This is a genomic window from Streptomyces sp. NPDC006140 (assembly GCF_040628815.1).
GTDB lineage: Bacteria > Actinomycetota > Actinomycetes > Streptomycetales > Streptomycetaceae > Streptomyces.
In genome coordinates this window covers 91,011-104,283 of sequence record NZ_JBEXTS010000012.1, presented here as the reverse complement: position 1 = coordinate 104,283, position 13,273 = coordinate 91,011, and the positions used below count along the sequence as shown (strand labels likewise).

The window sequence follows — 13,273 nt, the reverse complement described above, 5'->3', positions numbered from 1 at the left end:
CATGGCCGCCAGGCCACCCGGTGCTCCGCGAGATGTGCCAGCACCGCGTGATTCGCCTCCCAGCCGTCCGGGAACTTCACCACCGTCCCCAACTGCACCGGCTCCGTCGACGGATAGTCGTCCAGGAGGTCGGTCACGCCCGCCCGGCAGACCACAATGCAGGCGTGCCGGTGGCGGGAGGCCAGGACGCAGAGGCGGCCCGTCTCCAGGTGGAACGCGGTCGCGTCGGGGCGGCCGGAGAGGGGGTGCAGGACCACCGTCACGTCGTACTCGCGGCCCTGCAGCCGGTTCGCCGTGTCCACGACCACGTCGGTGACGCCGAGGTCGGCGAGGGCCGCCCGGACCGCCGCCGCCTGGTCCCGGTGGGCCGTGCCGACCGCGATCCGGTCGGCGGTCAGGGGCGAGGGGTCGGGCGAGCGTTCCGAGGTCGCCGCGCCGCCGCGGTCCAGCATGCGGCGGACGACCGTCGCCACCGCCCGTACCGCCTCCGGGTCCGTGCGCGGGGTGTGCCGGGCGGGCAGTTCCAGCAGGCCCCAGCCCGACGCGGCCGCCTCGTCGATCACCCGGTCGGGGCCCGAGCCGTCCGACGGCACGGCGAAGGACAGGGCGCGGTCGCCGTGGCCGGTGCCGCTGCGGAACGGCGTGTAGGGGTAGAAGGCGTCCGAGACCAGGGGCGCCGCCGAGGCCGGGAGCCGCCAGGAGACCGGCAGGCGGTGCTGCGGCAGGTCAGGGTTGTGCGCGAGCAGGGTCGTCACCGCCGAGGCCGACGGGTCGTAGGAGAGGCCCGCCCACTGCTCGCTGCCCACGATCGCGAAGGGGTCGAGCTGCCCCGGGTCGCCCACGAACAGCGCCCGCTCGAACAGCCCGGCCACCGCCAGCAGCGCGTCCGAGCGCATCTGGTACGCCTCGTCGACGATGGCGTGCCGCCACGGCTCGTCGACCTTGACGTGCGCCCACTTCGCCGCCGTCGAGAGCACCACGGCCTGCCCCGCGAGGTCCGCCGCCTTGGCCGACTTGCGTACGTTCTCCAGGCCGTCGAGCGCCTTGTCGTACGGGTCGGCGTCGCTGCTGTGCAGGCGCCCCACCGGCAGCTCGGGGTTCTTCTCGGCGAGCCGGAGGACGAGGTCGTCGACCTGGGCGTTGGTCTGCGCGACCACCATCAGCGGGTGACCGGCCTCCGCCAGTTCCAGGGCCGCCCGGACCACCAGCGTGGACTTGCCGGCGCCGGGCGGGGAGTCCACGACCACACCGCGCGCCATGCCGTGGAGGGTGTCGTGGAGGATCGCGTCGGTGGCCTGGGCCGCGGCGGCCGAGGGATCGAACACCGTGGTCACAGGACGTCCTCCTCGGTCACCGGGTCGGCGGCCTCCAGGGTCGCCTCGCCGGGCGGCCCGCCGTGCGTCCACGGCGTCTCCTCCGGGTCGGGCAGCTTCGCGCCGCCCCGCTGCTCGTGCTCGAAGAGCGTGAAGCAGACCCGGTCGCCCTTCTCCGGCACCGAGCCCGGCTCGGGCTCCTTGCCGCGGCCCATCTTGTCGAGGATCCGCAGCACGACGTACGCGCCGTCCTCCTCGTCCGCGACGAACTCCGCCGACTGCGGCTTCCCGCCCAGCGATCGGTACACCTTCGTCCGCTCCCCGAGATGCGGCCGGTCGTCCGTACGGATCGTGACCAGGGGGCGGGGGCTGGGCCGCTTGCCCTCGCTGTACGCCATCACGACGTCGGTGACCTCACCCGCGAACGCCTCCCCGGCCAGCCGCCTGCCCGCCATCACCAGCGGGTCGTCGAGGGCCTCCTGCGCCTCCAGCCGGGCCTGTTCGCGCTCGCGCGTCGCGAGTTTGTTCGCCGCGGTGACGGCGTCGTCGCGGCGCGGCTGCGGGGGCTCGCCCGACAGGACCCGGTCGCGGTGGCCGGTGAACGACCAGCGGTCGCGGGTCCACCGCTCCTCGACGTGGGCCCCCTCGGGCAGCTCCCGCAGCAGGTCCAGGCCCCGCCAGACCGCGTCCCAGGTGGGCCGGGTGCGGCTCAGCACCAGATCGCGGATCTCCCGCTCGGCGGCGGTCAGCGCCCCCAGCCGGTCGTCGGCCTCCAGGCCGTCCTCGGCGGCGGCGAGGGCCGTGCGGGCGCGGTCGTAGCGCTCGATGGCCGGGGCGAGGAGCTTGTTGTCGAAGGCCGGGTCGGTGGCCGGACCGGCCGGGGGACACGTCAGCTGCCCCTGGGCGTCCCGCTCCAGCTCGGCCTTCAGCGCGGCCTCGGCGCCGGTCATGCCCTCGGGCGGGTCGATCCAGGCGAGCAGCGCCCCCAGGTGCTGGTCCTCCAGCGTGGACTGCCCGGTCGCCCAGTGCCGGCCGAGGACGTCGGTCATCGCCAGCAGCAGCGAGGAGCCGGGCACCCGGGCCCGCTCCCCGAAGTGCGTCAGCCACCGCCCGAGCAGCGGCACCCGCGGCGGCGCCGGGTACGGGGCCTCCGGGTCCTGCTCGGCCGTCCGCCGGAACCGCATCGACCGCCCGAGCAGCCGCACCAGGTCGATGCCCGCCCGGCTCGGCACGATCAGCTGCGGCGTGTCCGCGCACAGGTCGACCTCGACCTTGACCCGCTTGCCGGTCTCCGGGTCGGTCTCGGTGCGCTCGGCGGCCTCGACGACCTCCGCGTACGCGTCGACGTAGGGCAGCACCACGTCGGCCAGGTCGGTCAGGAACGCGAACCTGAGGTCGCGGTCGCGGGGCTGCGGGACGACCAGCAGGCGCGGCGCGTCCCGGTCGGTGCCGACCAGCGCGCCGAGCGGGGCACCGGCCTCACCGGCGGTGATCAGCGGCACGAACACCAGGGGACGGTCGCCCAGGTGCCGGTGCCGGACGGTGGCGGCGGGCTGGGCGCGGCCTGTGCTGACCGCTTCGAGGCGGGCCAGGGTGGAGATCAGCGACACGCCGCCTCCAGGGCCTCGGCGCGCAGGGCCGCCGCGCGGCGCAGGGCCGCCACCGCCGGGTCGCCGGGGTCGCCCGCCTCACCGCGGGCGGCCGCGAGGACCTCCTCGACGGTCGTCAGGCCGCCCAGTTCCGCCCGCAGCGGGCGGCCGAGCGAGGTCACCGCGCCCGTCTCGCGGGACCGGGTCCGGCAGTGGAAGGCCAGCTCGCACGCGGACAGGCACTCGGGCGCGTACGTCGCCGGGACCGACTCCACGGCGGCCGTCAGCTCCTCGGCGGGCAGCTCGGGCGAGAAGCACGTGCCCTCGGGGAGGGCGTCGGCGATGTCCTCGATGCGGGTCAGCCGGGCCAGCTGGCGGGCCGTCACGGCGCGTTGCTTGCGGATGTCCACGGCGGACGCGGCCGGCTGGTTGGAGAAGTCCCGGGGACAGACCAGCAGGATCCGGTGCCGCACGCGCGGGGCCGGGTCCAGCCGGGCCGCGAGCTCCTCCAGCGCCAGCACGTACACCGCCGCCTGCCGGGCCGCCGCCCCCACCTTCGCCGGGTCCGCCGAACCGTCCAGCAGCGGGAACGACTTGATCTCCACCACCGTCCAGCTGCCGTCCGGGTGCACCACCACCGCGTCCGGCTCCAGGAACGCGGGGGAGCCCGCGACGTCCAGCGCCAGCATCGGGTGGTCGAGCAGCGTCCACGCGCCCGGGTGCGCCGCGGCCTCGCGCAGCTCCAGCGCCGTACGGGCCGTGCGCCCCTGGGGGCCGGTCGCGGTCAGGTCGGGCACGCGCGCGTCGGCGGGTGGTTCGGCCGCGCGGTCCAGCTTCTCGTGCACCAGCCGCAGCAGCTCCGCGCCGCCGTCGGCCTTGACCTTCGCCTCGAACGCGTTGCCCCGCGTGAGCGCGAACTGCGACTGGCCGAAGGCCGACGGCGAACCCAGCGCGCTCGCCAGGGCCGTCTTGTTCACCCCGGCGCCGTCGAGGATCGCGCGCCGCGCGCAACCGGGGTTGGCGGCCAGGGCCGCCAGGGCGCGCGCGTCCAGTGCCTTCGGGGGTACGTCGGGGCCGCGCAGCTCAGCGAGCCGGTGCCGGAGCGCCGTCCCCCGCGTCCTTGGGGGAGGCACCCGGCTCGGCTCCCGCTCCGAGCCGCGGCTCGCGCTGCCGTGGAATTCGCTCACCCGCGGAAGTCTGGCATCCGGCACTGACAATCGGGGAACCTGCGCCGGAAGAGTCCGCCGCGACCGGCGTGACACGCGGCAGGAGCTGTGCCCTGACCCGGTCCGCCGTCCGCATCACGAACGGCGCCAGCAGCAGTCCGACGCCCATGACGGCCGCGCCCGCGACGGCGTCGAGGAAGTAGTGGTTGGCGGTGCCCATGACCACGATCGTCGTGATCAGCGGGTAGGCGACACCGGCCGCCTTCGCCGTGCGCGTGCCGCCGTAGCGCCACAGCATCACTCCGCACCACAGGGCCCAGCCCACGTGCAGACTCGGCATGGCCGCGTACTGGTTGGTCATGCCCCCCATGCCGCGCGGTGCGCTCGCCGCGCCGCCCCACCAGCCGTAGGAGCTGTACTGGGCCATCGTGTCCACGAAGCCGTGGCTCGCGTCGAGGAGCCGGGGCGGGCAGGTCGGCAGCAGGGTGAAACCGATCAGGCCTATGAGGGTGGACGTCATCAGCCACGTCCGCGCGGCGCGGTAGCGCACGGCGCGGGAGCGGAAGAGCCACACGAGGACCGCCGGCGTGACCAGGTAGTGCAGGGACGCGTACCAGAAGTCGGCCGGTATGCCTATCCAGGCCTCGCGCGTGAAGAGGCGGTTGAGCGGGTGCTCGAAGTTGAGGTACAGGGCCTTCTCGAAGCGCAGGAGCGCCAGACCGTGGTCGACCGCACCGGAGACGTCGCCCCGGGCGAGGAGCCGGCCCGCCGTGTAGCACGCGTACACCAGCAGGATCAGCGGCAGCTCGGTCCACCAGCGCAGCCTGCGCGCGGGGGCCGCCTCGGTGCCCGGTGTCTCGGTGTGCGGCATCCGATCGCCTCCCCCTTCGTCGTCACGCGGCGCCCGGCCGTCCGGTCGTGCCACTTTACGGCGTACGTGCGCGCCCAGGGGGCGCTCTCCGGACCTCAAAGACGCAGAGATCGCCCCCCGGGTTGCCCGGGAACAGGGTGCGCGATGATGGGGGAGTTCCGCTTGCGTTTTTCTTCCGGAAAGGTGCCCCATGGCTGCGCGCATCCTGCTGGCCCGCCACGGACAGACCGAGTGGTCCCTGTCCGGCAAGCACACGGGCAGGACCGACGTGCCGCTTCTGGAGGAGGGCCGGCGCGGCGCCAAGCTGCTCGGCGAGCGCCTGCACCGGGCGCCCTACGACGGCCTGCCCGGCGTCGAGGTGCGCACCAGCCCGCTGGCACGCGCGCGTGAGACGTGCGAACTGGCCGGTTTCGGGGACCGCGCGCGTGCCTGGGACGCGCTGCTGGAGTGGGACTACGGCGCGTACGAGGGCATGACGCCGGCGGACATCCAGGCCGTCCGGCCCGGCTGGCTGATCTGGCGCGACGGCGTCCCCGAGGGCGAGACGCTCGCCGAGGTGACGGCCCGGGCGGACGAGGTCGTCTCCTGGGCCCGCTCCGAGGACCGCGACGTCCTGATCTTCGCCCACGGCCACATCCTGCGCTCCATCGGCGCGCGCTGGCTGGGCCTGCCGCTCGACTTCGCGGCCCGGATACGGCTGAATCCGACGTCCCTGTCGGTGCTGGGATGGGCCTACGGGGAGCCGGCGATCGAGAGCTGGAACGACCTGGGGCACCTGGCCTAGGTACGCGTCAGGTCATCCGGGGCGTGGACGCGTGCCGGTCCAGGAACGCCGACACCCCCGAAGCCCTGCGGTGCGGCAGCAGCACGCGCGCGGTGGCCGCCAGCATCGTCTGGATCCGGGACGACTGGACCTCCTCCAGCAGGTCCAGCACCCGCATCCCCGCCAACGCTGCCTCGTCCGGCCGTCCGCCCCGCGCGAGGTCGTCCGCCAGTTCCGCCGTGTACAGGGCGATGTTCCGCGTGAAGTGCGGATCCTGGAGTTCCGCCGCCCGCCGCGCGTGCCGTGCCGCCCGGGGCCAGTCGCCCAGCGTGGACCAGCACTGCGCCTCCAGGCCCTCCAGTTCGGCCTCCCCGTAGAAGCTCATCCACTCGGGGTCGGCGTCCGAGGGGCCCCGCTCGAACAGGGCCTGCGCCCGGGCCAGGGCCTGCTCGCAGCCGACGCGGTCGGCGAGGCCGGCCCAGCCGCCCGCCTCGCGCAGCGCGAGCAGCGACATCAGCCGGGCCGACCCCACGGGCCGGGCGACGCGCTGTGCCGCCTGGGCCGCCCGGACCGCCTCGCGCGGTCGGCCCGCGTCGCGCGCGAGGAACGCCGTGTTGCAGAAGGCGTGCGCCTCCAGCCCCGGGTCGCCGGTCATCCGGGCGGTCGCCAGGGCCTCGGCGTAATGGGAGCGGGCGTCGTCGAAGCGTCCCGAGTCGTGGGCCAGCCAGCCCACGGAGATGGCCAGTTCACCCGCGCCGGAGTAGAGCCGGTCCGCCGTCGTCTGCCGGGTCGTGCCGGCGTCGAGCAGCGCGTAGGCGGCACGCAGCGGGGCCGCCGCGCGGCGGTAGAGGCCGTCGGCGCCGTGCCGGTCGTCGAGCAGCCGGATCCGGCGGACGGCTTCTTCCAGGGCACCCGCGTCGCTCGCCCCGGCGCGGCGCACGGGGCGCTGTGCCGCCGCGGCGTCGAGGGCGAGGCCCATGGGCCCCAGCGAGGCGGCGGCCACCGTGGCGCCCCCGCCGGTCATGAATGCGCGACGTAGCACGTCGCTCTCCTCGTAGGTGTCGTGCGGGTGGTACGGGTCGTACGGGTTCTGTGTGTCATACGGCTCGGACGCCCCACTGGTCTCACTGGTCTCGCTGGTCTCACTCGTGACGTTCGTGAGGTTCGTGGTGCGCGTCAGGGGCGCGTTCTCGATGTCGCGCGCCCGGCGTCCGCGTACCGACGAGCGGGGCGCGAACCCGAGGTCGGTGAGCGTGCGACCCGGGAACATGTGCAGGAACACCCGTTCGTAGGCGTAGTTGGGGCAGCGGATCTCACCCGCCTCGACCCGGCCGATGTAGCGCGCGTCACAGCTGACCTGCTCGCCGATCTCGAGGCCGGCCCGGCGGATCGCCGCGGCGAACTCGGACGGCGAGCGCTGTCCGCGCAGCTGCCGGAAGGTGAGGTTCGGCCGTGCCGGCCGGTTGGGTGGGGACGAGGGCACCGCTGACGACGCCATGGCCGGGTCCTCTCGTGCGAACCGACGAACCATGCCGGTTTCAGGGTGACTTGTACGTGTTGTTCGTATTGCCTGCCCTGTTTCCGGCGAGCAAGAACGTACCTGCTGTGCCGGAGTCGTCACGTTGGGTTTGGCTACAAACCGGATATCTCATCCGTGATCTGCCATGAAGTGCCATCCTTTGCGGCTGACTTCCGCCGTAGCCGTTGACGGCCTCCCGCGTTGAACTCTGCGGACCGGGAGGCCCCCGACTCCCGACCGCTCGTCCAAGCAGGGGTTTTCGTGGTGGAGGCCGGGATGGAGACCAGCCGGATCAACGATCCTCGTACGCCGCCGAGCACACCGGCGGTCGGCTGCGATGTGGTGACGGTGCCGGCGCGGCAGGGGCTGGAGGCGGTCGACATCCTGCGCCGCGGGACGGCGGAGGCGGTGGGCCCCGTCCTGCACGACGACGGGGGCGGCACCCTGGGTTTCCTCGTGCCGCCGGGCACGGCCGCGGCGTGGGACGTACCGGGGAGCACGTGCACGGGGACCGACGGACGCGGACTGACCCTGGCACCGGAGCCTCCCGTGGAGGGCTCGGGCTGGCTGCTCCCGCCCGGTGAGGCGGACCTCGCGACGGACCCCGCGGTGCTGCGCCGGGCCCTCGGGGAGGCGGCCCGGACGATCAGGGCGGCGGACGGCTGCCGGTGAGGCGCCGGGCCGGAGGTGCCGGGCCCGCCGGTGCCGGTCCGTGTGGAGCGAGCGCCCCGCTTGACGGTGTGCCCCCGCGCCGGGCCCTCCAGGGACGGTCCGAGCGGAGCGGACCTTGCTCGACGGCGTGCCCCTGATAATGGGCCCGTGGGAAAGTCCAGGAGCGGGCGGCGCAGAGCCGGTGCGGAGGCCCTTGTCGAGAGTGTCGACGGCGGGCTCGCCGAGCTGATCCCCGACCGTGAGCGGGCCCGGGCCTGGACCCTCGTGATCGACGGGGCCCCGCAGTCGCACGTCGACCTGGATGACCCGGCGTACCTGTCCTTCGAGTACCAGCGCCGGCTCGGGCACGTCATCGACCTCGTCGCCCCGCCGGGCCGGCCCGTGCACGCCGTGCACCTCGGCGGCGGCGCGCTCACCCTCGCCCGGTACGTCGCCGCCACCCGGCCCCGCTCCACCCAGCAGGTCGTCGAACGGGACGCCGCCCTCGTGCAACTGGTCCGCCGCGAGCTGCCGCTGGACCCGAACGCGCGGATCCGGGTGCGGTCCGTCGACGCCCGCGAGGGACTCGCCAAGGTGCCGGACGGCTGGGCCGACCTCGTCATCACCGACGTGTTCAGCGGCGCCCGGACACCGGCCCACCTGACCTCGACGGAGTTCCTCGACGACGTCCGCAGGGCCCTCAGGCCCGGCGGCGTCTACGCCGCCAACCTCGCCGACGGGCCGCCGCTGACCCACCTGCGCGGCCAGATCGCCACCGCCGCCGCCCGTTTCGAGCAGCTCGCGCTGGTCGCCGACCCGACGGTGCTGCGCGGCAAGCGCTTCGGCAACGCCGTCCTGGTCGCCTCCGACCTCCCGCTGCCCGTCGCCGAGCTGACCCGCCGCGCCGCCTCCGACCCGCACCCGGGCCGGGTCGAGCACGGCAGGACGCTCACCGACTTCACCGGCGGGGCCGTGCCCGTCACGGATCTCGCTGCGGTGGCCTCCCCGGCGCCGCCCGCTTCGGCGTTCAAATAGCCCGCACGGCGCTCATGGGGCCTGGGTCCGGCGCTCACGGGGCTGGGCGCGGCGCTCACGGAACCTGGTACGGCGCTCAGTAGGTCCCGATCTCCACGCGCGGCGGCCCGTCGTGCCAGGTGCAGAAGACCGACACCCGGTCCGCGCCCCGGGAGAACTCCACGCGGATCCACGACTCCGTCTTCCACACCTGCATCGACCATCCCGCGCCCGGAGTCGCCGAGACGAGGGAGGCGGACACCGTCCCCAGGTCGAACACCGCCCGGCCGCCGTCGGTGTCGTAGCTCCTGACCCGGCCGGTGGCGGTGGGGGACGGGCTGGGGGTGCGTGCGGGGGCGGGGGTCGGCTGGGCCGCCGTCGGCGGGGTGCTCGGGGGCGTGGGCGTCCGCTGCGGCGAAGGCGTCCGGCGCGTAGGCGTGGCGAGCGGCCTCGGCTCCTGCGTGCTCGCGTCGGCGGCCTTGATGGGCAGGGCGCGCGGCGGGTCGTAGGCCGTGCCCGCCATCACCGTGTGGACACCCCACCACGACAGCGTGACCGCCGCGCCCGTGGCGAGCAGCCAGGCCAGTAGGTGTACGAGTCCTCTGCGCATCGCGGGTCATCCTGCCGCACGCGCCCCGCGCGCTGTCCAGGAACCGGCGTCGCGCAGGGGCGAGTTGTCCCCAATCCGGGAGTTGTCCACAGGCCCGCACCCGGCTGTTCGAGATGGCGTACGGTGCGGCGCATGGCAAGTGTGCTCGTGGTCGAGGACGACCAGTTCGTACGCTCGGCGCTCATCCGGCACCTGACCGACGCCTCGCACACCGTACGCAGCGTCGGGACGGCACTGGAGGCGCTGCGCGAGGTCGCCCATGTCCGTTTCGACGTGGTGATCCTGGACCTCGGACTGCCCGATCTCGACGGGTCCGAGGCCCTGAAGATGCTGCGCGGCATCACGGACGTGCCGGTGATCGTCGCCACGGCCCGGGACGACGAGACGGAGATCGTCCGGCTGCTGAACGCCGGGGCGGACGACTACCTGACCAAGCCCTTCTCGGTCGAGCACCTGTCGGCCCGCATGGCGGCCGTGCTGCGCCGCGCCCGCTCCGGCTCCGGGGAAGGGCAGCCCTCCCCGGTGCTCCGGGTCGGCGGCCTGACCGTCGATCCGCTGCGCCGCCAGGCCGAGCTGGACGGCGCCCGGCTCGACCTCACCCGCCGCGAGTTCGACCTGCTCGCCTTCCTGGCCCGCCGACCGGGAGTCGTCGTCCCCCGCAAGGAACTGCTCGCCGAGGTCTGGCAGCAGTCGTACGGCGACGACCAGACCATCGACGTCCATCTGTCCTGGCTGCGGCGGAAACTGGGGGAGACGGCCGCGAACCCCCGCTATCTGCACACCCTCAGGGGCGTCGGTGTGAAGCTCGAACCGCCGGGCGCGGAGGCGCCGCGATGAGGTGGGCCCTGGTCAAGGTGGCGCTGGCGGTGACCACCATGGTCGTGCTCGCCTTCGCGGTGCCGCTCGGACTCGTCATCCGGGAGATGGCCCGGGACCGCGCCTTTTCCAACGCCGAGCGTGAGGCCGCGGCCGTCGCCCCCGCCCTGTCCATCACCACCGACCGCGACCAGCTCGAACGGGTCGTGGCCGCTGCCGGATCCGACGCAGGCATGGCCGTGCACATACCGGCGGGCGACGGCCGGCAGGCCCTTGAGCTCGGGCGGCAGCGCGCCGCCGACGAGGACATCGCGGCCGTGCGGAAACTGGGCCGTGCCTCCACCACCGGCGCCCCCGGCGGCTCCACCCTGCTCCAGCCGGTCGCGCTCAGCACCGGCGAGATCGCGGTCGTCGAGGTGTACGTGCCGGAGGCCGACGTGACCAACGGCGTGGGCACGGCCTGGGCGGTGCTCGCCGGGGTCGGGTTCGCGCTGGTCCTCGGGTCGGTCGCGGTCGCCGACCGGCTGGGCGTGCGGATGGTCCGGCCCGCCAAGCGCCTGGTCGAGGGAGCGCGCGAACTGGGGGAGGGCAGGCTCGGCGCCCGCGTCCCCGAGGAGGGCCCGACCGAGCTGCGGCTCGCGGCCGTCGCGTTCAACTCCATGGCCGACCAGGTCGTCCAGCTCCTGGCGAACGAACGGGAGCTGGCGGCCGACCTCTCCCACCGGCTGCGCACGCCCCTGACCGTGCTGCGGCTCAACACCGCCTCGCTCGGCGAGGGACTGGCCGCCGACCAGACCCGGAGCGCGGTCGAGCAACTGGAGCGCGAGGTCGACACGATCATCCGCACGGCCCGGGAGGCCAAGCCGCAGACGGCCGCGGCCGGTCCGGGCGCCGGGTGCGACGCCGCCGAGGTGGTCCGGGAGCGAATGGCGTTCTGGTCGGCGCTCGCGGAGGACGAGGGCCGCAAGTGGCGGGTGGCCGGGGCCGACCGGCCGGTGCGCATACCGGTGGCCCGCGCCGACCTGGCCGCCGCGCTCGACGCGCTGCTCGGCAACGTTTTCCGGCACACCCCGGAGGGCACCGCCTTCGCGGTCGACCTGCACAACGGCGAGGACGCGGTGATCGTCCTCGTGTCCGACGCGGGCCCGGGCATACCCGACCCAGAGGCGGCGATGGCGCGGGGCCGCGGCTCGGGGAGCGACGGCTCGACCGGGCTCGGCCTGGACATCGTGCGCCGGCTCGCGGAGTCGACCGGCGGGGACGTGCGGATCGGCTCCTCGGTGCTCGGCGGGACCGAGGTGCGGATCTGGATCCAGGTGGACGCCCGGGCCCCCGCGGGCCGGGGACACCGGCAGCCGCGACGCCGACGGCCCGGCAGACTGTCCGCCGCCTTCAAGCACTCCTGATCTTCAAACACTCCTGATCTTCGAGCACTCCCACCTTCAAGCACTCCTGACTCAGAGGACACACGGGTCGGTCACGTTTCGACAAATGCACGGATCGGCTCTTGACGCATGACCGGACATACGGCTGTTATTGCGCCACCGTGTTCGGTCAAGTTGATTTCTGGTCGATTGCGACTGGATTTCACGCCACACCCTCGTGACCGAACCCTGCCCTCAGGAGCCGTTCATGCACGACCTCTCCCTCTCCGGAACCTCCCTCTCCGCTCCCGGCCGCCGCACCGTGCTGCGCGGCATAGGCGGTGCGGCCCTGCTCGGCGCGGGCATACCCCTGCTGTCCGCGTGTGGCGGCAGCGGCTCGGCCGCCGATCCGAAGACGGTCAGCCTGGGCTCCAACTCGTCGGACGCGGTGCCGAAGAAGGCGTTCGCGGAGATCTACGCGGCCTTCACGAAGAAGTCCGGGATCAAGGTCGACGTCAACACCAAGGACCACAACACGTTCCAGGAGCAGATCAACTCGTATCTGCAGGGCACGCCGGACGACGTGTTCACGTGGTTCGCCGGCTACCGGATGCAGTTCTTCGCGGCGAAGAAGCTGGCCTCCCCGATCGACGACGTGTGGCAGAAGATCGGCGGGAACTTCCCCGACGCGATGAAGAAGCTCTCCCAGGGCGCGGACGGCAAGTACTACTTCGTGCCGCTGTACACGTACCCGTGGGCGGTGTTCTACCGCAAGAGCGTCTTCGCCCAGCACGGCTACAAGGTCCCGGAGAAGTGGGACGACCTGGTGGCGCTGTGCAAGCAGATGAAGAAGGACGGGCTGGTCCCGATCGCGTTCGGCGACAAGGACGCCTGGCCGGCGATGGGCACGTTCGACCAGATCAACTTCCGTCTCAACGGCTACGACTTCCATGTCGAGCTGATGGCGGGCAAGGCCGCCTGGACGGACGCCAAGGTGCGCAAGGTCTTCGACCTGTGGGCGGAGCTGCTGCCCTACCACCAGGAGGGCGCGGTGGGGCGCACCTGGCAGGACGCGGCGCAGACGCTGGTGGCGAAGAAGGCGGGCATGTACGTGCTGGGCACGTTCGTCGCCCAGCAGTTCACCAACAAGGCCGACCTGGACGACCTGGACTTCTTCGCCTTCCCGGAGATCGACGCGCAGTTCGGTCAGGACACCGTCGAGGCCCCGACCGACGGCTTCATGCTCTCCAAGGCCCCCAAGAACCACTCCGGTGCGGTGAAGCTGCTGGAGTACCTGGGCACGCCGGAGGCCGAGCAGATCTACCTCAAGGCCGACTCCAGCGTGGTGGCCGCCTCCACCAAGGCCGACACCTCCTCCTACACCCCGCTGCAGAAGAAGGCGTACGAGATGATCTCGGGCGCCAAGAGCCTGACGCAGTTCATGGACCGCGACTCCCGCCCGGACTTCACCTCCACGGTGATGCAGCCGCAGCTGCAGGCCTTCATCCGCAACCCGAAGAGCATCGACAGCATCCTGTCGTCGATCGAGCGCCAGAAGAAGCAGATCTTCGCCTCCTCGTGACCGAACCGGAGAATC

Annotated in this window: 12 protein-coding genes; 6 read left to right on the top strand and 6 right to left on the bottom strand. The window is 73.4% G+C overall.

The annotated features are described in order from the left end of the window. The 4 genes from ABZ386_RS28445 to ABZ386_RS28430 form a co-directional block, all read right to left on the bottom strand. Nucleotides 1-1,334: AAA domain-containing protein (locus tag ABZ386_RS28445; protein ID WP_356500992.1), on the bottom strand; the 1,334-nt coding region annotated here is incomplete at its 3' end. Next, the gene (locus tag ABZ386_RS28440) at nt 1,331-2,923 is read right to left on the bottom strand and encodes a hypothetical protein (RefSeq protein WP_358966416.1); all 1,593 of its coding nucleotides are present in this window, start codon (nt 2,921-2,923) and stop codon (nt 1,331-1,333) included. The genes ABZ386_RS28445 and ABZ386_RS28440, both read right to left, overlap by 4 nt. Further along, entirely contained in the window at nt 2,914-4,035 is a 1,122-nt protein-coding gene (locus ABZ386_RS28435; RefSeq protein ID WP_358966599.1) for a hypothetical protein, read from the bottom strand. Before ABZ386_RS28435 ends, ABZ386_RS28440 begins: the two co-directional genes overlap by 10 nt. Beyond that, nucleotides 3,986-4,939: a phosphatase PAP2 family protein gene (locus ABZ386_RS28430; RefSeq protein ID WP_351341819.1), complete on the bottom strand. Its 954-nt coding sequence runs from the start codon at nt 4,937-4,939 to the stop codon at nt 3,986-3,988. The genes ABZ386_RS28435 and ABZ386_RS28430 overlap by 50 nt, the downstream gene beginning before the upstream one ends. A gap of 190 nt (nt 4,940-5,129) precedes the next feature. Between ABZ386_RS28430 and ABZ386_RS28425 the strand changes: the two genes are divergently transcribed. Next, nucleotides 5,130-5,723 (top strand): histidine phosphatase family protein, encoded by a 594-nt coding sequence (locus ABZ386_RS28425; protein WP_114252905.1) that lies wholly within the window; start codon nt 5,130-5,132, stop codon nt 5,721-5,723. Nucleotides 5,724-5,730: 7 nt separating this feature from the next. Here the strand turns inward: ABZ386_RS28425 and ABZ386_RS28420 are convergent, their stop codons facing one another. Next, nucleotides 5,731-7,200 (bottom strand): hypothetical protein, encoded by a 1,470-nt coding sequence (locus tag ABZ386_RS28420; RefSeq protein WP_351341816.1) that lies wholly within the window; start codon nt 7,198-7,200, stop codon nt 5,731-5,733. 297 nt (nt 7,201-7,497) lie between these two features. Here ABZ386_RS28420 and ABZ386_RS28415 point away from each other — a divergent pair, with 297 nt between their 5' ends. Together ABZ386_RS28415 and ABZ386_RS28410 are read left to right on the top strand one after the other, a co-directional pair. Continuing rightward, nucleotides 7,498-7,893, top strand: a complete 396-nt coding sequence (locus ABZ386_RS28415; protein ID WP_351341814.1) for a hypothetical protein — start codon at nt 7,498-7,500, stop codon at nt 7,891-7,893. A gap of 147 nt (nt 7,894-8,040) precedes the next feature. Further along, nucleotides 8,041-8,907, top strand: a complete 867-nt coding sequence (locus tag ABZ386_RS28410; protein ID WP_355722217.1) for a fused MFS/spermidine synthase — start codon at nt 8,041-8,043, stop codon at nt 8,905-8,907. Between the two features lie 76 nt (nt 8,908-8,983). On the opposite strand, the gene ABZ386_RS28405 is transcribed toward ABZ386_RS28410, so the two are convergent. After that, nucleotides 8,984-9,496 carry a hypothetical protein gene (locus ABZ386_RS28405; protein ID WP_356500988.1) on the bottom strand — a complete coding sequence of 171 codons (513 nt, stop codon included), beginning with the start codon at nt 9,494-9,496 and terminating at the stop codon, nt 8,984-8,986. 132 nt (nt 9,497-9,628) lie between these two features. Between ABZ386_RS28405 and ABZ386_RS28400 the strand changes: the two genes are divergently transcribed. From ABZ386_RS28400 to ABZ386_RS28390, 3 genes are all read left to right on the top strand, one after another. Continuing rightward, the gene (locus ABZ386_RS28400) at nt 9,629-10,333 is read left to right on the top strand and encodes a response regulator transcription factor (RefSeq protein ID WP_358966414.1); all 705 of its coding nucleotides are present in this window, start codon (nt 9,629-9,631) and stop codon (nt 10,331-10,333) included. After that, complete coding sequence (locus ABZ386_RS28395; RefSeq protein WP_358966411.1) at nt 10,330-11,718, top strand: HAMP domain-containing sensor histidine kinase; 1,389 nt, start codon at nt 10,330-10,332, stop codon at nt 11,716-11,718. The genes ABZ386_RS28400 and ABZ386_RS28395 overlap by 4 nt, the downstream gene beginning before the upstream one ends. A gap of 226 nt (nt 11,719-11,944) precedes the next feature. After that, nucleotides 11,945-13,258, top strand: a complete 1,314-nt coding sequence (locus ABZ386_RS28390) for an ABC transporter substrate-binding protein (RefSeq protein ID WP_114252891.1) — start codon at nt 11,945-11,947, stop codon at nt 13,256-13,258. The last annotated feature ends 15 nt before the right edge of the window (nt 13,259-13,273 follow it).

What these genes read in the sequence shown, in the direction of transcription:
- ABZ386_RS28430 (WP_351341819.1), bottom strand. Translation starts at nt 4,939, where the DNA reads ATGCCGCACACCGAGACACCGGGCACCGAGGCGGCCCCCGCGCGCAGG.
- ABZ386_RS28425 (WP_114252905.1), top strand. Translation starts at nt 5,130, where the DNA reads ATGGCTGCGCGCATCCTGCTGGCCCGCCACGGACAGACCGAGTGGTCC.
- ABZ386_RS28420 (WP_351341816.1), bottom strand. Translation starts at nt 7,200, where the DNA reads ATGGCGTCGTCAGCGGTGCCCTCGTCCCCACCCAACCGGCCGGCACGG.
- ABZ386_RS28415 (WP_351341814.1), top strand. Translation starts at nt 7,498, where the DNA reads ATGGAGACCAGCCGGATCAACGATCCTCGTACGCCGCCGAGCACACCG.
- ABZ386_RS28405 (WP_356500988.1), bottom strand. Translation starts at nt 9,496, where the DNA reads ATGCGCAGAGGACTCGTACACCTACTGGCCTGGCTGCTCGCCACGGGC.
- ABZ386_RS28400 (WP_358966414.1), top strand. Translation starts at nt 9,629, where the DNA reads ATGGCAAGTGTGCTCGTGGTCGAGGACGACCAGTTCGTACGCTCGGCG.
- ABZ386_RS28395 (WP_358966411.1), top strand. Translation starts at nt 10,330, where the DNA reads ATGAGGTGGGCCCTGGTCAAGGTGGCGCTGGCGGTGACCACCATGGTC.
- ABZ386_RS28390 (WP_114252891.1), top strand. Translation starts at nt 11,945, where the DNA reads ATGCACGACCTCTCCCTCTCCGGAACCTCCCTCTCCGCTCCCGGCCGC.